At 43.5% G+C, this 21,533-nt stretch carries 21 protein-coding genes; 6 read left to right on the top strand and 15 right to left on the bottom strand.

What is annotated here, in order from left to right:
* Positions 1–42 precede the first annotated feature (42 nt).
* The 15 genes from WHS38_03405 to WHS38_03335 form a co-directional block, all read right to left on the bottom strand.
* A complete protein-coding gene (locus tag WHS38_03405) occupies positions 43–1,065 on the bottom strand; it encodes an OmpA family protein (protein ID MEJ5300015.1) in 1,023 nt (340 codons plus the stop codon).
* A gap of 91 nt (positions 1,066–1,156) precedes the next feature.
* On the bottom strand, positions 1,157–1,504 hold the full coding sequence (locus WHS38_03400) for a hypothetical protein (GenBank protein ID MEJ5300014.1): 348 nt from the start codon (positions 1,502–1,504) through the stop codon (positions 1,157–1,159).
* A gap of 44 nt (positions 1,505–1,548) precedes the next feature.
* On the bottom strand, positions 1,549–1,725 hold the full coding sequence (locus WHS38_03395; protein MEJ5300013.1) for a hypothetical protein: 177 nt from the start codon (positions 1,723–1,725) through the stop codon (positions 1,549–1,551).
* A 134-nt stretch (positions 1,726–1,859) separates the two neighbouring features.
* Positions 1,860–2,864: a tRNA 4-thiouridine(8) synthase ThiI gene (locus WHS38_03390; protein MEJ5300012.1), complete on the bottom strand. Its 1,005-nt coding sequence runs from the start codon at positions 2,862–2,864 to the stop codon at positions 1,860–1,862.
* Positions 2,848–3,675, bottom strand: coding sequence for a hypothetical protein (locus WHS38_03385; GenBank protein MEJ5300011.1), 828 nt, complete (start codon positions 3,673–3,675; stop codon positions 2,848–2,850). Before WHS38_03385 ends, WHS38_03390 begins: the two co-directional genes overlap by 17 nt.
* Positions 3,672–4,844: a homocysteine biosynthesis protein gene (locus WHS38_03380; GenBank protein ID MEJ5300010.1), complete on the bottom strand. Its 1,173-nt coding sequence runs from the start codon at positions 4,842–4,844 to the stop codon at positions 3,672–3,674. Before WHS38_03380 ends, WHS38_03385 begins: the two co-directional genes overlap by 4 nt.
* Positions 4,845–5,023: 179 nt before the next feature.
* On the bottom strand, positions 5,024–6,457 hold the full coding sequence (locus tag WHS38_03375; GenBank protein MEJ5300009.1) for a sigma-54 dependent transcriptional regulator: 1,434 nt from the start codon (positions 6,455–6,457) through the stop codon (positions 5,024–5,026).
* Entirely contained in the window at positions 6,417–7,733 is a 1,317-nt protein-coding gene (locus WHS38_03370) for a HAMP domain-containing sensor histidine kinase (protein MEJ5300008.1), read from the bottom strand. The genes WHS38_03375 and WHS38_03370 overlap by 41 nt, the downstream gene beginning before the upstream one ends.
* Positions 7,734–7,771: 38 nt before the next feature.
* Complete coding sequence (locus tag WHS38_03365; protein ID MEJ5300007.1) at positions 7,772–8,185, bottom strand: hypothetical protein; 414 nt, start codon at positions 8,183–8,185, stop codon at positions 7,772–7,774.
* Between the two features lie 30 nt (positions 8,186–8,215).
* Entirely contained in the window at positions 8,216–8,437 is a 222-nt protein-coding gene (locus WHS38_03360) for a hypothetical protein (GenBank protein MEJ5300006.1), read from the bottom strand.
* 211 nt (positions 8,438–8,648) lie between these two features.
* Positions 8,649–9,785 (bottom strand): glycosyltransferase family 1 protein, encoded by a 1,137-nt coding sequence (locus tag WHS38_03355; GenBank protein ID MEJ5300005.1) that lies wholly within the window; start codon positions 9,783–9,785, stop codon positions 8,649–8,651.
* A 12-nt stretch (positions 9,786–9,797) separates the two neighbouring features.
* Positions 9,798–10,826 (bottom strand): GDP-mannose 4,6-dehydratase, encoded by a 1,029-nt coding sequence (gmd, locus tag WHS38_03350; GenBank protein MEJ5300004.1) that lies wholly within the window; start codon positions 10,824–10,826, stop codon positions 9,798–9,800.
* Between the two features lie 363 nt (positions 10,827–11,189).
* Positions 11,190–12,632 (bottom strand): SagB/ThcOx family dehydrogenase, encoded by a 1,443-nt coding sequence (locus WHS38_03345; GenBank protein MEJ5300003.1) that lies wholly within the window; start codon positions 12,630–12,632, stop codon positions 11,190–11,192.
* Positions 12,633–12,719: 87 nt separating this feature from the next.
* Positions 12,720–13,229 carry a ferritin family protein gene (locus WHS38_03340; GenBank protein ID MEJ5300002.1) on the bottom strand — a complete coding sequence of 170 codons (510 nt, stop codon included), beginning with the start codon at positions 13,227–13,229 and terminating at the stop codon, positions 12,720–12,722.
* Positions 13,230–13,452: 223 nt separating this feature from the next.
* A complete protein-coding gene (locus WHS38_03335; protein ID MEJ5300001.1) occupies positions 13,453–15,231 on the bottom strand; it encodes a prepilin-type N-terminal cleavage/methylation domain-containing protein in 1,779 nt (592 codons plus the stop codon).
* Positions 15,232–15,471: 240 nt separating this feature from the next.
* Here WHS38_03335 and WHS38_03330 point away from each other — a divergent pair, with 240 nt between their 5' ends.
* The 6 genes from WHS38_03330 (at position 15,472) to WHS38_03305 (ending at position 21,526) form a co-directional block, all read left to right on the top strand.
* Positions 15,472–16,071 (top strand): prepilin-type N-terminal cleavage/methylation domain-containing protein, encoded by a 600-nt coding sequence (locus tag WHS38_03330; GenBank protein MEJ5300000.1) that lies wholly within the window; start codon positions 15,472–15,474, stop codon positions 16,069–16,071.
* 119 nt (positions 16,072–16,190) lie between these two features.
* Complete coding sequence (locus tag WHS38_03325) at positions 16,191–16,373, top strand: hypothetical protein (GenBank protein MEJ5299999.1); 183 nt, start codon at positions 16,191–16,193, stop codon at positions 16,371–16,373.
* A gap of 3 nt (positions 16,374–16,376) precedes the next feature.
* Positions 16,377–18,014: a GspE/PulE family protein gene (locus WHS38_03320; GenBank protein MEJ5299998.1), complete on the top strand. Its 1,638-nt coding sequence runs from the start codon at positions 16,377–16,379 to the stop codon at positions 18,012–18,014.
* A 7-nt stretch (positions 18,015–18,021) separates the two neighbouring features.
* Positions 18,022–19,224 (top strand): type II secretion system F family protein, encoded by a 1,203-nt coding sequence (locus WHS38_03315; GenBank protein ID MEJ5299997.1) that lies wholly within the window; start codon positions 18,022–18,024, stop codon positions 19,222–19,224.
* On the top strand, positions 19,224–20,162 hold the full coding sequence (locus WHS38_03310) for an AAA family ATPase (protein MEJ5299996.1): 939 nt from the start codon (positions 19,224–19,226) through the stop codon (positions 20,160–20,162). The genes WHS38_03315 and WHS38_03310 overlap by 1 nt, the downstream gene beginning before the upstream one ends.
* Positions 20,159–21,526, top strand: a complete 1,368-nt coding sequence (locus WHS38_03305; GenBank protein MEJ5299995.1) for a hypothetical protein — start codon at positions 20,159–20,161, stop codon at positions 21,524–21,526. The genes WHS38_03310 and WHS38_03305 overlap by 4 nt, the downstream gene beginning before the upstream one ends.
* Positions 21,527–21,533 lie beyond the last annotated feature (7 nt).

Below are 21,533 nucleotides of genomic sequence, written 5' to 3'. Positions count from 1 at the left end.
CCTTCTCCATGATTCTGGCTTTAGATTATTTAAAGGATCAGTTTATTTTTCAACTTTCAATTCAACTCTACGGTTGATAGCTCGGCCTTCTGCAGTCTTATTACTGGCTTTTGGTCGAAGTTCACCATAACCAACCATTTTCATCCTGTCGGCTTTGATGCCTTTACTGATGAAGTAATCATAAACAGACTTGGCTCGTCTTTCGGAAAGCTTCTGATTGTATTGAACGGTTCCTATAGAGTCCGTATGTCCTTCGATGACCACTTTGATTTCAGGATGCTTACTTAGAATTCCTACAGCCTCATCCAGCACGGGAACCCATTCCGACTTTATATTGTATTTATCAAAGTCAAAATGGATGCCTCGAAGGACAATCACTTCTTCCTTATCGGGCACTTCCTCATAGAAAACATCCTTAACGAACTGTTCCAGTACAGGTCCGTTATAAACTAGGACACCGCCATCAGCCATAACACACTTACCAAGTTTGTTTATATCTTCCAAGATCTTCTTCCCCTTAGGAGAATCTGCAAAGGAGACAACATGGAAGCATAATCCCGGATATTTATTAACAAGAGCCTTTGCTTCTCCTACAGGATCAGATCCAAGATTTGCTTCTCCATCAGAAAAGATTATAACAGCCTTTCTTCCCTGCATCCTTGAAAGAAGAGGGTCTATTCCTTTAATTCCAGGGCCCATGGGCGTCATTCTCCCGTGGATTTCAAGATCTTCTCTTATCTTGGCGATAGCGTTTCCAAAGGTCACCCTTTTGTAAACTGTTGGAGCTAGAAGTTCCTGAAGAGGCGCAAAGAGTTCAACTGCTCCTTGATACCCAAGTTCAGGAATAATTCTATTCATATCAGCAAGAACCATCTTTGCAAGTCTAATTTTGAGTTCTTCTATGTTTTTGTGTCTCATATACATTGAACCGGACTGATCTACAAATAATACGAAACTGTCAATCTTTGGGACTAGCTTTGCTTCCGAAAACCCAGCAAATAATCCTACCAGAGCAAAAATAACCACGACTAAACTCAAAATTAGTCTATTTAAAAATCTCACCATGGTCTACTCCTCTCTTTAAAAGGTTCACACATCTAACTTCCTGTAACTCCCACCAATTACAAAAATGGAAAGAAGTTACAGGATAACCACATTAAACCACCCTTTTTACCCAAACCAAACTAAGTCGCTCGGTCCCGTCATACTTACAAAATCTACTTCCCGCATTATCACTTAACTGTTTTAGGCTAAGAAAAATATCGAACTCTTTCTCTACAACAACGTTGCAAACATCTATTGGAACTCTCTGAACAAAATCCAGTTCTTCTTCACTCCATAACTCCCAGGCGATATCTTGAACACTTTTCTCCAGCATTCGTTGAGAACAAACTTTATAGCAGGCACCACATTCACAGCGGTGAATAGAATCAAAATCGAAAGACAAAGAAAGAGAAGCATTGCAAAAAGGACATATAATCACATGATAAGCGTTCAATCCCATAGAAAATCCGGTCCCCCTTGGTGATTTAAATAGCACTGTCGTTTTCACTCACTTTCCTCAATAATGATGTCGGCTTCGCTACCACAAATGGAGCATTGTCTATGTTCTTTCTTTAACTTATCCTGTGGTCGCTCCGGGACTTCAACATAAGAACATGTTATGATCATTTCTGCCTCATTCCCACAGTTTTCACAGTGGCAGACTTCTTTACGAACTTCCATGGAAACCTCCTTTTCAAAAAATTCGACCCACATTTCCTTAAACTTCAAAAATACTAAACATAAAAAATATAAAAGTCAAAAAGAAGTTAATCTTTTTAAAATTCCTTTTTTCGGGAAACTATGGGAAATTATTGCTATTTTATAAATCTATCATTAAATTGATTTCGACTAACTACAGTCACTTCTGTTTTTCTCACTTTATTTCCACACTTAAGCAAAATTATTATACTGGAACCTTTATCAGCATCACTTAGGGAAGCAATAATCGATGCGGACTCTTCAATCACATCCTCCCTAATATCGTTACAGGCATTTAATAAAAGCCCTACAGGACCCGGAATCCCTTCACAATAAAACAATACATCAGACAATCCTGCCAAGGCGCTTAGAATTGAATTGTCGCTGGAATGACGCCCTACGAGAAAACAATACCTTCCCCCAACCACAAAAAATCTCCCGTGTTTGATCAATTCAGCATGTCGAACTCCTGCATTGGGAATAAGGTGCAGCAACGTTTTAAGCTTTTTTGAATAACCTTCTTTAGTAAGCAAGCAACCCCCACCAGGGGTGTCGTATTCCTTGATAGAGTAATGCTCAGCAAGCCTTAGCTGTTCTTTACGTCCTCGCCCACTTATTGCAAGAAGTCTTGAGCGATCAACCAGTCCCAACCTTTCTGGCTCAGTAGCAGGAAGAAGACGTGCACTTAGAGGTCTAAGGATCTTTCCCTCATATCCCGAAAGTTTTTCAACTGCCTTTAATGTATCCCGTCGCTGGCTCATAGGGCGTTGCCCCAGCACTTCCCCAGTAAAGACGAATTCCGCTCCCTCTTTTATCATAACTTCACCGGCTTTTCTTATCATGAGCGCATGACAATCAATGCAAGGATTCATGTTTGCACCATAGCCATACACTGGCGACTTCACAACACGAAAATGTTCTTCACTGATATCCAAAACCTTCATAGGAATACCAGCCTTCTCGCCAATCCTTACAGCCTTGCTACAATCCCAAAATGGAGTTGAAAAGGTAACCCCTATAACATCGATTCCCTGATCCTGAAGCACCTTTGCTGCAATAAGGCTATCAAGTCCACCGGAAATAAGTCCGACCGCTTTAACTTTTTTAATCCCTTGAGACATCCAGTTCCTCGTCCCACGAACCGCTTCTAAATCCGTTCACATCAACCGTGACCCATCTAAAACCGGCCCTCCTGGCTATTTCGGAAACTTCCTGCCAAAGGCTATGTGACAATTCCGCCTGAGGATTAAAAAGGTCTGCTTCAATTCTTACAAGTCTGGCATCTGGATGGATGCGTGCTCTGACCGGCCCTTTTATTATCGACTTTAGCTTATCTTCAATAGCGTCAACAGTCCGCAGGAAAGAAAGCTCGAGCCTGTAGTTATAAGGAAATCGTGTCGCAAGACAGCTTTCTGGAGGTTTATCAGCAAACACAAGCTCGTAGGCTCGAGCAAATTCTCTCACATTATCTTTTGTCAAACCAATTTCAGCAAAGGGACTTCTAATTCCCAGTTCTTTTAAAGCTTGCACCCCGGGTCTGTATCCCAGCTTTTCATCTGCTGTTGTTCCATCAAGAAGCCCGTCACATCCCCTTGCTCTAGCCACGTCAAGCAAAGTTCCCATCAACAACTTCTTGCAGGCATAGCACCTATCAGGACGATTCTCCATCACCTGAGTCAGGCTCAAAAGATCTACAGATAAGAATTCCGCATCAGTCCATCCATATATTTCCAGCATTCTAGAACGATGAACTTCTTCACCGGAAGGGATAAGGACGTGTTTTGCGCAAATAACAACTGCCCTTTTCTTCAACTTGTTGCGAACAAACCACACCAGAAACCCGCTATCCATGCCACCGGAAAAAGCTATCGCCGGCATGGAAAAACGAGATAAATATTCAGCAAGACGATTTTCCAGGGTAAAATCCGTCATGGCGCCATACCGGGAAAAGCCGGTGCTCCTGGAAGAAGTTCCTGCGGCTGAGCCAGGAAAAACTGACCTTCTTTGATCCATTTTTTCAGTATTTCGGCAATCTCAAGCGCTCTAACGTAGCTAGACAGTGGAACAGTAGGAACATCCTTACCACGAATTTTAATAACACCACGCTTGAGTTCCGCATAGGACACCTCCGCAAGAGGTTCAGTTTCCGTGAAACTGTAATCGCGAACCGGTACCAGGATGTCCTCGTCGCCAACACCAGTGTAATAAGCCATCTCTTCATCAAGAACAGGAATTGCAAGCCCGATACCTACAGCTATTGAACATCCATATCCAAGCATGCTTATTCCCACAATCCAGCGAGGGTTCATCTTCTTAAGATCCCCAATAACCATGATCGTTCCTGCAGGGGCTTTAGGAATACCTCGCTCAGTTCTTGGTATGCTGGGATTGTGCTGAGTTCCGTGCCATACAACATATCCCTGAGTGCCACCGAGGAAAATTCTCGTGCCAACCCCTATTGTTCTGTAATATGGATCGTTAAGAAGGGGGCTCAAAGCTCCCGACGTGGAATAGTTCGCATTACCCAGCTTCGGTTTCAAAACCCCCATATAGGTATAGAGCGTCTTCGATGATAGATTTACAGCACAGTTATAGTTCTGATAAGCATTTCTCGGATTGCAAAGTATTGCGTTAGGTAGATCTTTAAGATAGACGGTCTTTTCCACGAACTTATTTGGATAGCAATCCGTGCCGTAGGCTTCAGCTCTAAGTCTTACCGGTTTGCCACTTACAAGATCATGTATTACATGCCCTCCACCATATTCAAAAAGCCCGGGGTGTATCTTGTTAAGAGGATCATTCGTAGCAGGTTCGGTAGCTCCAATGTAAATATCAACGGCGGCAAGTCCAGCATAAGCCGGGACATCGTTAAGCCAAACTCTGTGAGCTTTAATTGGGGGCTTGGTATGCCCAAAGTTTATAAACGCACCGGAAGAACACATTATTCCAAAGGTTCCCGTCGTTACCACATCCACCATGCGAAAAGCTTCGGATTCACCTTTTTCTCTCACGATCTTCGTCATTTCGTCTGCGGTAACGACGACAACCGTTCCTTTTTTGATTTTTTCGTTTATCTCTTCATATGTCTTCCGTGCGGCCATTGGCATACCCTCCTTAAATAAAAAATTTCAACCCCCCTACTATACCCCTTAAAGAACAAAAGCTATAAAAACCTGGCCGAGAAAAATCCCTCCTCTCTATCTAAAAATTCAGGCTAGCTGTCAATGAAAGCGTGAGAATTTTAGAAAATTACTCTAGAATGGACACAAATTATGAAGACTCAATTCTTTCCTTTCTCATCATCTTCTGTTGAGTCCATCTTTTTCTCAATTTTATATCGAAGAACTCTTTCTGAAATACCCAGGAGTTCGGCAGCGCGAGTCTTAATTCCCCCGCTTTTCTTCAACGCATCCTGGATACGGCGATCTTCAAGCATTTGAACAGCATCAGTAAGAGGAAGGTTCCATAAAGGACACAGTCCAGAAATGCCTTCTCCTAAAGGACATTCAACGCTCCTTTTATCTGAGATTGTCGCACTCCAGATCTGCATATCTTCTGCGGTAAGCCATTCCTGATCTGTGAGAATGACGGCTCGTTCTATTATGTGTTCAAGTTCCCGGATATTTCCCGGAAAGTTGTAACGCAGAAGCTTTTCAGCACCATCTCTGGAAATCCCCTTAATGTCTTTTCTAAACTTACGAGCATACTTTTTAATGAAGTGATTGGCTAAGGACAATATGTCCTCCCGACGCTCCCTGAGAGGTGGAAGTTTTACAGGAAAAGCGTTAAGTCGCCAGTAAAGGTCTTCCCGAAACTTTCCCTCCTGAACCATTTTCTCAAGATCTCGATTTGTTGCGGCTATAACTCGCACATCTACCTTTATCTCTCTGGTGCTACCGAGCCTCAGGAATGCCCCATCTTGAAGGACCCTAAGTAGTTTCGATTGAAGGGGCAAAGCCAGATCGCCGATTTCATCGAGAAATAGAGAACCTCCATGAGCCATTTCAAAGACGCCCAGTTTTAACCGATCAGCACCTGTAAAAGCTCCTTTTTCGTGTCCAAAAAGTTCGCTTTCAAGTAGCCCTTCCGGTATGGCAGCACAATTAATTTTCAGAAAAACCTTTTCTTTTCTTGCGCTCAGTTTATGAATCAAATCAGCCACAAGTTCTTTACCTGTGCCCGATTCCCCCAGGATAAGAACAGTGACATCCGTTTCAGCAACTTTCTTAACAAGTCGAAGAACTTCTTTCATTGCCGGACTTTCTGCAATGACATCCATATATTCAGGGGAAGCGTATTGTCTGAGAGTGCTCTTTAATACCTCTACTTCTCGCTCCAGATTGGCCTCTTTAAGAGCCTTTTCTATTATCACTAGAAGCTCTTCCAGATTAACCGGCTTGGTGCAGTATTGATACGCTCCAGCTTTCATGGCTTCTACGGCTCGACCTATAGTCCCAAAAGCCGTGATCACAATAAACTGCGTAAAGGGAAAGTGAGTCTTCACCTCGGAAAGAAAGCTCACGCCATCTTTACCAGGAAGATGCCAATCCAGAAGCACCACATCGTAGTGAGTTGATTTCAGCTCCTTTTCCGCATCTTCTGCTCCCAACACATGGGCAACATCGTAGCCGTGATAAGCGAGATATTTTTCCAGAATCCTGGCCTGACTTTTATCATCTTCCACAATGAGAATTCTTGCTTTCTTTTTTGCCACCAAATTCAACTCCTCCCAGGGGTATCGTCATGATAAAGATGGTTCCCCTATCTTTTGAAGACTCGACTTTAACAGATCCTCCATGAGTTTCCGCTACCTTTTGAACAATGTAGAGTCCCAAACCGAATCCCTGATTTTTGGTAGTGTAAAAAGGCTCGAAAATCATCAGCCTATCGCTATCTGTAATGCCGCAACCGTTGTCTTCCACAGAAAAAACAATATTAATGCCCTCCGATTTTACGCGGAGCACGACCTTGCCTTCTCCGGGTGTAACAGCTTCAAAAGCGTTTCTCAGCATATTTTCCAGAGCTCGCAAAAACCACTTTTTGTTGCCTTTAATACGAGCGCTTTCGCAGGAACAGTCAGAAAAAAAGGCTATACCCTGGCTAGACGCTCTCGGACTAAATTTGTTTTCCAGTTCCATTATAATCTCTGCCACGGAAAATTCTTCAAGCCCAGAAGAAAAATCCCTGTGTATCCCGAACAATTCGCCGGAAAGCTCCTTCAGCTTATTAGTCTCGGCATTTAATATTTCCATCATATCTTGAGATACTTCCCCAGTTTCTCGCATGTATTGAACCGCCATAGAAATGGTATTCAAGGGATTACGAATTTCGTGGGCTATCATGGCGGCGAGCTTTCCAGTGACAGCAAGTTTTTCAGAAGCATTAAGCCGTTGTTTTAATTTTTCTTCCTTTTCTACCAGGCGTTTAAGATGAAGCCATACAAAGAAAAATAAAACGATAATGGATCCCCCTGCAGCACAACTCAGGAAGATCAGACGATAAAAGGCTTTAAGCTGTTGAGTCGTATCAACAGCGACGACAATAAAAAGGGTTTCTCCTGGAAAAACTTCTATTGTTCGGCACAGGAAATATATTGCATCTCGAATAGTCCCGTCAGAACATGAACCAGCGTCTTCTTCTCTGAAAATAAACTCCGGCGGGAAAGTATTTACTATAACAGGTTTTTTATTTTCTTCGCGGATTAACACCCCGTAAAGAGCTGGATGTTCCCGGAGTTCGTCGTTTAACCATTCGAGAGACTTTAGATACGGAGGTAGATCAAGAGCGAACCTTGATATTTCAAGGTGTCCTTTTATTCTTGATACAACAAATCGAAGATTTCCTTCTGCATCCAATCGCCGGTGAAAGTCCATAGAGCGATAAAACACTACAACTTCCAACATCAAAAAAGAGCAGATCAGTGCTACTCCTGCGATAAAAAGCAGAAAAAACGGGTTCTTCTGTTTTTTAGAAGAACCCGTATCAAACATCGTGGTTACTCCCTCCAGATCCAGGTATTAATCAATCTTTACCATCGTCCACGTCCACCTCTTGGACCTCCACCACCCCACAATGGATAACCATTGCTGTCTCTCAGCTTGATATCTCCACTCGGTGCTCGAATAACCGACGGGACAATCAGTCCAGAGGATTGAAATCCTTCCACTTCCACGTTGTCACCAACGTTCAGCTTGTAACCCTTATCCTGCCAGAACCACCATGGACCAAGTCTTAGAGTATAAGTCTCACCTTTAGGAGTTTTAAGAACAGCCATAGGGAAAGTAAGAGACTCAATTTTACCACTTACACTGATTGGTGACATAGAAGCCACGCAGGGGCATATCCCCGTTGTGGATTGCTGAGGCGGCTGAGCGTAACCTGTTACGCTTATGGCTGCCATAACCAGCCCCAATATTAGAGCCAGCACAAATTTTCGTCTCATGACTATCCCCTTTCGTTTTTTACTCATTTTTTACCTCGACCTGGGACCATATCCCTGGTAAGGTCCTCGGCGCATTTGCATCTGTTGACCAGTGCCAGGCTGCATGGTTGCGTTAGGTGGACCCTGACATCCTGACGTGATGGATAGAGGTCCTGTACCATCCATTGCTCCTCTACCACGCCCGGCATAGGATGCTGAAGCCACAACCAAAAGCATGGCAAGAACCATAACAAATGAAACTAACTTTTTCATTTCAAATAACCTCCCTTAACATTAGAGTTTACCATCCTTGCTCCCAGGTGCGCACAAGGTGAGCTTTCGTTATTAATTTAAAGCACTAAACGTGCCATCCTAGAACAGTAAAGGTCTGGTGGGGAGATTAGCCCAAATAGGCGTGGGATCGAAGCAGTTTATACCTTTTAAGATCGACAAGATTGTCGAACCGGTTCGACAAAAGTGACGCTTACAGAAGCGATTGAAAAACCTTTAGAGTCTCAAAGGCGGTTTTTTCCCACGAAAATTGCGCTGCCCGGCAAAACCCACGTTCAACGAAGCTCTGGCGCATAGAAGGGTCATCCAGAAGAGCAAGAATGGAACCTGCAAGCTCTCCCGGATTATGGGGACTTACAAACACTGCGGCGTCCCCAGCAACTTCGGGGAGACTTGATGTTTTTGCACAAATTACCGGGCATCCGCAGGCCATAGCTTCCAGTATCGGAAGTCCAAAACCTTCGTAAAGGCTTGGATAGACCATCATACTGGCACCGCCGTAAAGTGCTGCTAGATCTTCATCCGGAATATATCCAAGTAATCTTACCCTAGTTTTATTTTCTAACCGCCTTATTTCATCTTCCAGTTCACCATATCCCCATCCTTTCCAGCCCACGATCGCCAGCGTAAGATCTTTTCGATCCGCAAGGAATAGAGCTCTCAAGAGAAGCTTAAGGTTCTTTCTCGGATCAATACTTCCCACGGCGAGAATAAAAGGCGGTTTTAAACCGTATCGATCCATCGTTTCTTTTACAACATGGTAAGGACGAGGATGGAATGCCTTTGACGGAGCAAGATGAACAGCTGTTACCTTTTCGGGAGCAACAGGGAGATAGTGAAGAATCTCATCTTTCATAAACTCGGAAATAGTAAGAATGTGATCCGCCCAAGTAAGCCTCTTCAGGAAGAAAAACCTGAAAAAAGCAACTCTATCCTTTGGATGCATGTGAGGCATTTTAAGAAGTGAAAGGTCGTAAAGAGTAAAAACCTGGGGGCAAGCTGAGATTTTCGCTGGGAAAAACCCTGGTTCATGATAGATTAAAGCCTTTACATTCTTTACAATTCTCTCGAGCCGTTTTTCAAACACAAGCCAGTAAGCCACTCTAAGCCATGTTACTACCCACCAAGGGAATTTTCCCAGCGTATCTATTCTTGAAACAAATTTTTCTGGATTAGCGGAACGTGGGATGGTTTCTTCGACTTGCATACCATCGAAGAATGTGAGATCGCAGCATCCGAATTCCATAATAGATGCATAGAGAGATTGAACATACCGACCGATGCCTGTAAGAAGTCCCTTCGCCGGAAGGCTGTTAACCACAATGCGCACTATGTTACTCCTTTAAGGCACCTGCATAGCCACTCGCCTGAGATCAGCTTCAACCATTATCTGCACCAATTCTTCAAGGCTGGTCTTTGGCACCCAGCCAAGTTTTTCTCGAGCCTTTGATGAATCTCCGATAAGAACATCTACTTCTGCAGGACGGAAAAACTCCGGGGACACTTCCACAAGGACTCGCCCCGTTTTAGCATCCCGTCCCTTTTCATTTACACCCTCTCCTTCCCAAACGATATCGATATCCACGGCGCGGAAAGCCATCTCAGTGAATTCGCGCACGGTGTGAGACTTTCCAGAAGCCACAACGTAGTCATCGGGCTGATCTTGCTGAAGCATAAGCCACATCGCTTCTACATATTCTTTAGCATATCCCCAGTCACGCTTAGCGTTCAGGTTACCAAGAATGATTTTATCTTGAAGCTTATGTTTGATTCGTGCAACTCCGTAGGTAATTTTCCTTGTGACAAACTCAAGGCCCCTAAGAGGCGACTCATGGTTGAAAAGAATGCCAGAGCAGGCAAATAAGCCATAGGCTTCACGATAATTTACCGTCATCCAGTGAGCGTAAAGTTTTGAAATAGCGTAGGGACTTCTGGGATAAAAGGGGGTTTTTTCGTTTTGAGGGATAGTCTGAGCCTTACCAAACATTTCTGATGTGGATGCCTGGTAGAATCTAGTTTGCGGCGAAAAATGCTTTACAGCTTCAAGAATTCTCAAAACACCCAGAGAGTTAACCTCGGTTGTCACATAAGGCTGTTCAAAAGATGCGCTCACAAAACTCTGAGCTGCCAGGTTGTAGAGTTCATCAGGTTGAAGTTTTTTAATCACATCAATAACGTTTGTTTGTTCCATAAGATCCATGTAAACGAAGTTAATGTCCGCCGCAATACCGAGTTCTCTTAGTCTCCACCAGCTTGAATCGCCACTTCGTCTGTCTGCTCCCCATACTTCGTAACCCTGTTTCAGAAGAAATTTAGCAAGATAGGCACCATCCTGACCTCTAATACCGGTAATCAAAGCTCTTTTGGACACCGTTTCCTCCTCTGGAATAAATCTTAAAACAAGAACCCCCTTTGGACTTATAGAGTTCCAAAATTAAACCTTTTTTTATCTCAAGACAATCGAATTATATACATTTCCAGAGGTAGGCAGCCAGGAAAGGACTCAATATTTGATCTGCAGGGGCGACGCATGTGCCGCCCCTACAAAATACCTATGAGACTATTGCCAGGACAACTCTGTATGGAAAAAATTTTTCGAGGCCTCTCGCCGTTCACCAACTGTCCAAATAGAAGAAATATCTCGAACAGGCTTGCGCTACAGCGGGCTTATCAGGAACTATTCCAGGGATTCTCTTCGGAACAGGTTAAGCCGGGGATAATTCCTGCAATGACTTTACTTAACCAATCCTATTCCAAGTAAATACAGAACATCCCAATCATCAGGCAAGCCCAAAACGTTTCTTACTTCCACATCGTAAAATGCTCCCACCCCACAGCATCCAAGCCCAAGAGCTTCAGACACAAGATAGATCCGTTGACCTGCCCGTCCTGTGTGAATGAGTAGGTTTCTGTAAGCTCCAGGGCCGCTTCGCTTTTCCGCCTCGGCTATGCGAGCAACCATGATAACATGAATTACAGCGTCTCCAAGCCACGTTTGATCCAGAGATGCATGAGCAATAGAACGAAGGAAAGTTCCTTGCTTTAGCAAAGAAAGCCTCGCCCCGTTGTTCCCCGCAACGAGTTCGTAAATACCATTGGGGAACGACTCTTCACACCTCTCCATAACGAACAGTATTTTGAAATCATCAATAAAGAGAAAATCCTCGAGAGTTCTAGCAAAGCTCACAACCGCATTAGATTGAATAGAACGTATAAGATAGTTCCTTCGCGAGCGTCTAGATAAGGTTGCACTGGCAAAAGGCACATTCAAAGGGATATAGTCGGGAGCTATTTCGCCTTTAACTTTCTGATCGATGGCAGACTGAAGTTCAGCGCCTATAGAAACTATATCTCTAGATGTGGCTTTAGAAACTTCAAGGATGGATGGCGGAACAGGGGCTCGTTTTGCCACTTTGCTGAAGGATTTAAGATATTCCGGATCAGCACTGTATTCCATATTCGAGTAGTCAGGAGAGTTTTCAAACACTACTGTTCCCAGAACTATTTCATGTTGAGGATCGACAGCCAGTAGATCTTCCCAGGATGAGGCACTCTGAAGCGGCGGCCTGGAAGATGTCCTGAATACGGGATGAAATCCTACAGCCTGTCCGGCAAGGAAGACCTGTTCAAGAAGATGTCCGCAATCGAGCAGAACGTAGCGGAAAGCACGTTCGCGGTATTTACAGGAGGAGCGATAAAAAATTCCTGTTACAAAAGCCTGAAGCGCTGGCGAAGGATTACGGGATTCATCTAATCTGGCAAGTTCTGTAAGGCTGTGGCGTCCAGCGTTGTAGTTATAAATACCTGAGCGAAGTTCAGGAGCACCGCAAACAGCTATGTAAAGTTCTGCGGGGTAGAGAGCTCCAGCCGATGGGACCGTGCGAAAAGAAAACCGCTCATCTCTAAGCACTAAAGTGACACCGTAACTCAAAAACAGGAAAGAACTGAGAACTGGCAGGGAGAATGACGAAAGTCGGGATGATACTCCTGAATCAGATCTTTGCAACAGGATTTCTTCCAGAGTTGAAGACGGGAAAGTAATATCTCTGGGAAGAGAAACTGTTGGGAGACCGGGGTAAACTTTAAAAACTGAAGGCACATCTCCTCTTTCCCACCACCCTCCCCCCAGTTTTCCTCTACTATATGTTGTTTCTCTGTAGTATGCCCATCCTCCCATTACTTAATCCTTATATTTAATTTGCATCATAGTTTCTAAAACACTCAACCAACGGGAAGTTATGCCCTGGCAGCCTACCGTTATCTTTTAACCACCCCAGGGAAGATTAGCATAAATTTCCTGGAGCTTGTCACGATAGGCTCTGAAGAATTCCTCATGGGTCTTTTCCCACGCCGAAAGCATCAAAAAGGCTCTACGAACTTCACCTGAGGCTTTTTCCGCCATGCGAGCGTAAAAATCGCTTATGTCCTTTTCGATAAGCCAGGCGGTATTGAAAACGGTAATGTCCGGCACCATAGAGCTATAAACCGATTCTGACAAAAATTGCGACTCAGCTCTTTTAGTAAAAAAATCGGTTGGTTGAAGGCTTGCATCAAGTAGAGCATCCACATTCACCTCTTCGCCCTGACGTAACTTCTGAAGAATAGAATTTATAAACCTGATGTGTTTTTCCTCTTCCTCGATAAGGGTCTTGAAGGCTTCCACGGCGGCTCCTACAGAAAGATGTTTCAATGATGTCTCAAAAAAAGCTTTCCCTGTGTGTTCCTGATTCAGGGCGTATTCGTAAACTTTTATTAGGCTCTCTTTTTGGGACATAACAAATCTCCTTTTTCGTTGATTATAACTATTTTGAAGGAACTGACGCATGAATCGTTTTTAATGTTAATCGAACAAATCCTAAAAGCAAAAAATTTCCTACCGGAAAAATATTCCCTGGTTTTTAGATAAGAGCATACTCTCAAGAATTTTCTAAACTTTGTTAAGCGACCATGTCGCCAAAGCACACCCAGGAACTGTGACACAGAAGTAGCCTTACGGTTTAGTAAAAACCTATTCCAAAATTTGATAATTCAACAGTCTGGTTCGCACCACCTGTCCCTTCTGTAAAGCCAAATTTCACATTATTTAATTGTGAAGGAAGATCATAGCAGTGTCTTAAATCAGGAGGAGAAGAAGAAAAATCCTGCGTAAGATCGTTACAGTTGCTACAGTCGATCCAGACTTTTATCAAAGCATTGTCATTTCCCTGTCCAGGCTGGTCACATTGATTGCAATTATTAGTGCATCTTGTATGTATTTCCACTCTTACCGTATGAGTTGCTCCATCTTCAAGCCATGTAGGTGACCCTTGTTTATATAAACATCCTGCAGGAGATGTATTCGAGCAGGAAGGATTTAAACCTGTCCCGTGTGTGTTACTACCATTAAAGACTAAAGCAGCATGGTTATAAGGTGATGGATCATTACGCCATCCTGTTCCATTAGGATATGTATCTATTTCAAGAGCAATGCTTTGATATGTAATTCCACCAAACCCTATATCTACACCTGCACTGCCACATGTGTTTGATTGTGCGTTCGCATCAATCAAAGTGAAGGTAAATCCGTCGGCATAAGTTGTTGAATTAGGTGAAGTGTCTGGAGGCGAAAATCTGAATTGAAAATAGGCTCTCATCGTCTTTCCTGAAAGTTGATAGCTTGTAGGAAACCATGAACAACCGTAAGTCCATGTTTGTCCTCCACCCAGTATAATGGTGTTGTTGGAAGTGTTTATTTGCACTGCCGAGGGGCTACTTTCTGATTCGTTAAATTGCCCTATGTTATTTGCAAAGCTTACCTGGGCTCCAATGGGACCACTACTTCCAGAAGAAGACTGCTGGGGATGAATAGTTAAAACCAGAGTTTTCTGGGCTATGGATCCCTGACTGTCTCTTACAAAAAACATTAAGGAATAGCTACCCGGCTGGGAAGGTGTGCCGGTAATTGTCAGAGTATCAGCCTGCCCCCATGAACTTTCAGGAAGGTTTTGACAATCGGATGAGAAAGTATTTGGACTGAAGTTTAGACCAGGTGGATTATCCCCCTGACGACACCATCTGTATCTGCCTCCTGAGGTAAAAGGCGCTCCGCCTTCAGCGAAAACGGTGGCATTATACTGGCTACTAACGTAGCCATAAGGCAGTTCATTATTAAGGATTTTCAAAGGAGCACCCTGACAGCCCGCTTTGATGCGAAGTTCGTCGATAGTCACCCACTTGACAATATCGTCATAATCTTCCTGCCTCAGGAAGTCGTTGGGATAGTCATCTACATCTGGAACACCCTGATCGTAAACTCGGTAGCATGTTTTGCCTGCAGGACACGGGGAAGATGTAAGATGTCCCGTCTGGACATTGAAATTTCCGTCGCCGCTTACAACAAGAAAGGCTACATTTTGAACCTGAGCTTGAGCTGTGCAGTTAGCATCTCGACAGACAATTAGCTGTGTTTCTCTCTTGCCACAGATACCTTCCGCTGGATTTTGGGGGACATTTATAAGATTGGAATCCATAAAATATAAAAGATCCTTTCCCCAAGCATCTTTAGAGGTTCTCACAACCTGAGGAAACTCAGAATTTGTTGGAAGGCGATAATTTTTAGCACCAAACCCTATCACAGCTTCTACTGCGGCATCGACTATTTCCTTTGTTTCTGTTACTTTCGCTCGCTTGGTAAGAGGTCCAATAAGGCTTGCTCCAAGGCTAACAAGTAAACCTATAACGACCAGGACGATAGCCATCTCAATAAGGGTAACTCCCTTGCTACGGCCAGCAACCATGTCATCCTCCTCTTATGACTTTAGTGAAAACCTTTATCGTTTTTTTGACATTTTATAACTTCCATGGCAATATGAAAACTAAGGAAGGGGGTACTCTCACTGCCCATATGGGCGCCATGGTGGTGAGAGTGCATATCCAGTGGCGCAACCGACTTCCTCACATTGGTATGTTTTATGCTTAAATACTAAATTGGCGGCTTAAGCGAAATGATCTAAAATCAGGTAGAAGGAGGTTAGCTTATGAATCTCAACAAGAATCAAAAAGGTTTCACTCTCGTTGAACTTGCCATTGTTCTGGTTATTATCGGGATCATTCTTGGAGCGGTTCTTAAGGGACAGGAGTTGATAACAAATGCGAAAATTAAGAGAGCTTACAACCAATACCGTGAGATTCTAGCAGCTGTTTACACCTATTACGATAGATACGGCAAATATCCTGGAGATGATAACACTGCGCAATCTCGCTGGCCGGTTGCAACAAATGGAGATAACGACGGAATAATCGACGGATTTACTCTTGGGTGTGGTGCCGGAGTTACAACAGAAACATGCCAGGCATGGCTTCACATGAGATTAGCTAACATTCTAACAGGTCCCACAGATGCAAACGAAGGCACGAGAGCGCCATCAAATGTTTTCGGTGGAAGCATTGGAATTGGATACACAGGCATTCCGGGACTTACAACGATGTGGATAGCTTTTGACAATATGCCAGGAGATATATGCCAAATGCTGGATCAGATGTATGATGATGGAACTTATAATAGTGGGAGTATAAGGGGATCGGGTAATTATAATACAACTCCTAGCGGAGTATACGATCTCTATTTCAGGCTCTAGCTAGCTTTTCGCAAGCATATGTTAAGCTAACTCTATTAAGGAACGGATAAGGCGTTTTTGCCTTATCCTCCCTTAAGCTGAAAAATCTCCAAGTAATAACACTACTAGGGTCGTCATAAGTGCGAAACAGCGTAATACTTATCGCTGGTATAATACTTCAAGGAACTGGCTATGGCTTACTATATTCGGTTTCGCCGGAAGCATCCTTCGAAAGGGTTGTTAACCAGGTTTTTGCGGGCATTATATCAACCGTAATCGGCGCTATTTTTGTAGCATTATTCTTTTTCAGGCGATCGCGCTGAGCTATGCAAAAAAAACCAATAGGACAGATCCTTAAAGAAGAAGGATTCATAAGAGAAGAGCACATTGAGTTCGCTCTTAAAGAACAGAAAGCCACCGGCGAGCGACTGGGTGAAGTGCTTACTCGCATAGGCATAGTTACGGACTTTGAAATCGCCAAAGTCGTTGCAAAACAGGCTAACATGGATTTTTTAGACACGAGAACCGTAAATCCAGACCCTGCAGCACTTGCAAAAATACCCGCAAGGTTTGCTCGCGATCGCACCGTTCTTCCCTTTGCTCTCGAAAAAGGAGCTCTCCACGTAGCAATCAGCGATCCTTTTGATCAAGTTGCTATAGAAGGCATAACATCTTTTGCGGGAGCGAGATTTAAGCCTTTTATCGCTCCTGAAAACGAACTAAAAAAAATGATCGAATGGCATTACTATTTTCTTGAAACTCCCGTGGACAAAGAAATAGAAAAAATTCAACAAACTCTCGTTCGCAATCCATCAGCGAACATCCCGGTAGATGATCTGATAAGAAACATACTTGTGCTCGGCATAGTGAACAGAGCAACAGACATACATATTTCTCCAACTGCTCAAACCTCAAGAATATTCTACCGAATCGATGGACTGCTGGATTTAGCCTTTGTCTTTCCCATAACCGTTCACAGCCGACTTGTCAGTGCTATTAAAGTTCGCTCAGGAATGGACATAGCCGAACGGCGTCTCCCTCAGGATGGTAGAATGAGCTTTGAATTCCTCGGCGAGTCCTATGATCTCAGGGTTTCAACCGTTCAGCTACCACGTGGAGAAAACCTGGTCATTCGCCTTCTTCCCACACGTTCCACAATTCTTCATCTTTCATCACTTGGATTCAGCTCTGCTGAAGTTGCCAAACTGGAAGAACTTTTTCGAAAGCCTTACGGGATGGTGCTGGTTACAGGTCCAACAGGTAGCGGAAAGACGACAACCCTTTACTCCGCTCTTCGAATGATTGACGTAATTCATCTCAACGTTCTTACTGTGGAAAATCCCATAGAATATAACTTTCCTCTAATCCGACAAACTCAGACCCTGGAAGAAATCGGTTATGATTTTTCAACGGCTATCCGTCATTTTATGCGGCAGGATCCTGATGTTATTCTTGTAGGAGAAATCCGTGATGAAAAGACTGCTCAAATGGCTATAAGAGCCGCGCTAACCGGGCATCTTCTTCTGTCCACAGTTCACGCTAACAACGCCATTTCGGCAATTCCAAGATTGAGAGAGTTTGGAATAACCCCGGAAATGCTTGCATCCACGCTTCTCGGGATAACTGCCCAGCGCCTCGTCCGAACTATTTGTCCTCATTGTAAAGAACTTTATAAGCCTGAAACCAGGCTTCTTGCAAAATTCAACCTTCCCCCTGAAGGAGAATACTACCACGGTAAAGGATGCCAGCACTGTCGCGGAAAAGGTTACATAGGGAGAACTTCAATTACTGAAATCATCATCGTTTCTGAAAGACTGCAGAAGCTCATTGCTGAAAATGCTACGATTACTGCAATGCTTGATGTGCTGAAAGAGGAAAATTTTCAAGATCTTAGAGAGAGCGCTAAACAAAAGATTCTTTCCGGGATAACAACCGTTGAAGAAGCCAACAGAGTTTTAGGATAACGGCGTCATGCCCCTTATCAGGTATAAAGCCTTTGATCCAGGAACTGGAAGTATAAGCGTTGAGAGGGACGACTGCGAGGATATTCGCGAACTGATCGCCAGACTGCGAACGGAAGGAAAACTTCTACTTTCCTACAAAAGGGAAAGGCGCTTACTTCCAGAAAAAAAGGTTTCACGGCTTGAAATGGCTGAGATGTGCAGAAATCTTTCATTTTTGATATCAGCTGGGGTTCCTATTATTCAGGGGCTTGAAGATATTGCCGCCATGACTGAACACAAAGTCCTTGCCAGGACTCTAAGGCGGGTCGTTACCGATATACGAAGTGGAATGTCTTTTGCCGAAAGTCTTGAACAACACAAAAAAGTCTTTCCCCCCATTGTTAGAAATCTTGCCGCAATAGGCGAAGCGACCGGAAAGCTAGAAACCGCAATGTCTGAAGCTGCTGCGCATTTAACCAGAGTTCACGAAATCATCACTCAAAGTAACAGAGCAATGATCTATCCCGCCTTTGTAGTAAGCGCCATTGGTATTGCTCTGGGGGTCTGGTTTTTCTACGTTCTTCCCAAAATCTTTGCGGTCTTTCAGGAAATGCATATACGTCTTCCTCTGGCAACGAGAATTCTCATGGAAGTCGTTAAAATACTTAAACAATACTGGCTTGTTGCTCCTGCACTGGTTGCCCTGATAGCGATATGGATAGCTCTTGCAAGAATTTATGAACCCATAGGCTACAGGACAGAGCAATTTCTTCTTAAGGTTCCCATATTACGGAATGCAAAGCGGCTTTCTATAATGGCTTTCTTTTTCGAATACCTCAGTCTAATACTGGAAGCGGGGATAGATATTCTCACGGGGCTAAAAATCATGGCGGAAAGCGTCGAAAGCAGGATAATGAAGCGGATAATTCCTTCTATATCTGAAGATATTCAGGCAGGTCGCATGTTTTCAGAATCATGTGATCGAACAAAATTTTTCAAACCCATGGAAATTCGCATTATGCGAATAGGGGAGGAAAGTGGGAAACTCCCGGAACAACTTAAGATCCTTGGAGATTTCTACTACAAAAAGCTTATTGAATTTGTAGAGGCTTTACCCAAAATTATTGAGCCTCTGCTCATAACCGTAGTGGGCATAGTATTTCTCATCATAGTAGTTGCACTTATGGGTCCTGTGTATGAACTAATATCGGCTATAGGGAAGGCTTACTAATGCCTGGTGATTATCTATCTTTTTTTGGACTGAGCGACCACCCCTTTCGGCTCACGCCCGACACCCGGTATTTCTTTCCATCTTCAAAGCACAAAGCTGTCCTTGAAGTAATGAAATACGGCATAGATAGAGGCGAAGGGTTCATTGTCGTAACAGGGGATCCCGGAGCAGGCAAAACGATGTTACTGAGAGTTCTCTTAAAAGAGCTCGACCCAAATTTTGAAACAGCTCTTATTATTGCTCCTACCCTCGAACCAAAGGAACTTCTTCAGGCTATACTTGAGGATCTTGGGGTAGATTTTAACCCTTCAGATACCAAAGAACGACTTGTAAAAAAATTCCGCGATTATCTGCTGGATCTTGTAAACAAGGGAAAAAGACTACTTCTTGTAATAGACGAAGCGCAAAATCTTCCACTTTCAAGTATTGAAGAAATAAGACTTTTATCAAATCTGGAACTGGAAGACAGGAAACTTTTTCAGATACTTATGGTGGGCCAGCCTTCACTCGCATCTAAACTTAAATCGCCTGAACTATCTCAGCTTGCTCAACGGATCAGTGTTTGGGAACATGTGGCTCATCTGTCATCCGATGAAATGATTTGGTATATTCAACACAGGCTAGGAAGAGCCGGAGGAAGTCATATCCCGATAGAAAAGGGGGTTGAAAAGATATTACATCGCACTACCAGGGGAATACCCAGACTTATAAACAAAGTAATGGACAGATCTTTACTTGTTATGGCGGCAAAGTTTCAGCGAAGACTCACAAAAGATATTGTAAAAGAGGCAGTTCGATCTCTTGGTCCCACGCTTGACGATACCGGGATTAAAGGAAGTTCCTGGAATTGGGTCACTGTGGGATTGATTTGCCTATCGGGATTGGCTTTGGTTTTTGTCGGCTTTCTCATCTGGTGGTTTTTGGGGAAAAGACCATGAGCGATATTCTGGTTGCCACGCAGCGGGGAAACTCTTTTTGGGGTCTTGAATTTAAGAAAAAAAGAAAGGGGCAATTTTCTTGTTCCCGGGTAAAATCTTTCAATCCTGAAGAGCTTTCAGGAAGGCAAAATGTGACTGTGGTGGCGGATATTCAGCCTTTCCACTACGCTCGAGAAAGAGTCACCAAAGGGCCTCCTGAAGCCATTAGAATTCAATTGGTAGAACGAGTTGAAAGAATTGGAATTTTTAGAAATTCTCCCGAAATATTTTATAAACCGGAAACAGAAAGAGGTATGTATGTTGAATGTTCAATTTGTGCTGTAGATCCAGATCAACGTGATCTACTTCTTGATCAGTTAATAAAATACCGCATAGGTCCTAGAAGCTTATTCCATACGGCTATTGCAACGTCTGCATTCGTGCTTGATCAAGTTCCGAATGAAAGTGTTATCGCCGTTCATGGAGATGAAAAAAGCGGATGGATTATAATAACAGATTCCGCAGGAATAAGGTATTTGAGGAGTATAAAATTTGACGAGTTTCTGGGATTGTCTGATGTTGCCATTAAAGAAGAAATCGATCTTGCCGCTGGACAATACCGCCGCATGACGGGGTTAGATGTCACAAAGACTCTGGTTTTCGGCTCTATTCGGGGATTAATTCCAGAAGCAGATTCTCCGAGTAGATTAAAATGGTGTCCTGACGCTAACGAAGAAGATATTGCACAATATCCAGAACTATTTGGAGCGTTACTGGTTCCAGCGGAATTCATGATGTTACCGAAGCTGTGGGTTAGCTGGAATAAACATTTAAGCTGGGCAAAAAAGGTTGCCGTAGGAATGACTATCCTGGCGGTGACGAATGGAGCTCTGGCGGGATACTTCTTCAGAAAGGAACAGCAGATAAAAACATCAACGACCGTAAAAGCTCAGATTATCAGGACAAAGTCGGAAGAACTCACCAAAAAAATACCTTTTGAAAAGCTGAAACTCGTGGATGCTTACAAGAACTCTCTGGAAGCGTTTAAACGTGAACCCAAAATGGATGAATTTATAGCCTGGCTCGTTAACACCATTCCTTCCGATTTCAAGATAACACACATGTCGATTAAAAAATCTCTTCCTCAGCCGGGTAGTGCTCCCACGCCACAAATCACACCGTCACCTGCTACAACTTCTGGTGGGGAATCTGGAAGCTTCAGCGTAACAATATCGTTAGGAGCAATTACAAATTTCGAGGAAGCTCATCGAGTATTTCAAAATATTCTGGAAGCGGTGCATTCTCGATATTCTGTATCAAAAAGTGGTTTCAGATTTAATGATCGTGAGAACACAACTGAATGTAACTTCGAATTGAAATTGTGACGCTTTA

The organism is Thermodesulforhabdaceae bacterium (assembly GCA_037482015.1).
Lineage (GTDB): Bacteria > Desulfobacterota > Syntrophobacteria > Syntrophobacterales > Thermodesulforhabdaceae > JAOACS01.
The sequence above is the reverse complement of the archived record's forward strand: the minus strand, read 5'-3'. Positions and strand labels throughout refer to the sequence as shown.

Coding starts and splice junctions, on each gene's coding strand:
- WHS38_03395 (MEJ5300013.1), bottom strand. CDS start 1,725: ATGGAAGTTCGTAAAGAAGTCTGCCACTGTGAAAACTGTGGGAATGAG.
- WHS38_03330 (MEJ5300000.1), top strand. CDS start 15,472: ATGAATCTCAACAAGAATCAAAAAGGTTTCACTCTCGTTGAACTTGCC.
- WHS38_03405 (MEJ5300015.1), bottom strand. CDS start 1,065: ATGGTGAGATTTTTAAATAGACTAATTTTGAGTTTAGTCGTGGTTATT.
- WHS38_03340 (MEJ5300002.1), bottom strand. CDS start 13,229: ATGTCCCAAAAAGAGAGCCTAATAAAAGTTTACGAATACGCCCTGAAT.
- WHS38_03370 (MEJ5300008.1), bottom strand. CDS start 7,733: ATGTTTGATACGGGTTCTTCTAAAAAACAGAAGAACCCGTTTTTTCTG.
- WHS38_03310 (MEJ5299996.1), top strand. CDS start 19,224: ATGCCTGGTGATTATCTATCTTTTTTTGGACTGAGCGACCACCCCTTT.
- WHS38_03380 (MEJ5300010.1), bottom strand. CDS start 4,844: ATGGCCGCACGGAAGACATATGAAGAGATAAACGAAAAAATCAAAAAA.
- WHS38_03390 (MEJ5300012.1), bottom strand. CDS start 2,864: ATGTCTCAAGGGATTAAAAAAGTTAAAGCGGTCGGACTTATTTCCGGT.
- WHS38_03305 (MEJ5299995.1), top strand. CDS start 20,159: ATGAGCGATATTCTGGTTGCCACGCAGCGGGGAAACTCTTTTTGGGGT.
- WHS38_03400 (MEJ5300014.1), bottom strand. CDS start 1,504: ATGGGATTGAACGCTTATCATGTGATTATATGTCCTTTTTGCAATGCT.
- WHS38_03320 (MEJ5299998.1), top strand. CDS start 16,377: ATGCAAAAAAAACCAATAGGACAGATCCTTAAAGAAGAAGGATTCATA.
- WHS38_03385 (MEJ5300011.1), bottom strand. CDS start 3,675: ATGACGGATTTTACCCTGGAAAATCGTCTTGCTGAATATTTATCTCGT.
- WHS38_03365 (MEJ5300007.1), bottom strand. CDS start 8,185: ATGAGACGAAAATTTGTGCTGGCTCTAATATTGGGGCTGGTTATGGCA.
- WHS38_03360 (MEJ5300006.1), bottom strand. CDS start 8,437: ATGAAAAAGTTAGTTTCATTTGTTATGGTTCTTGCCATGCTTTTGGTT.
- WHS38_03335 (MEJ5300001.1), bottom strand. CDS start 15,231: ATGGTTGCTGGCCGTAGCAAGGGAGTTACCCTTATTGAGATGGCTATC.
- WHS38_03315 (MEJ5299997.1), top strand. CDS start 18,022: ATGCCCCTTATCAGGTATAAAGCCTTTGATCCAGGAACTGGAAGTATA.
- WHS38_03345 (MEJ5300003.1), bottom strand. CDS start 12,632: ATGGGAGGATGGGCATACTACAGAGAAACAACATATAGTAGAGGAAAA.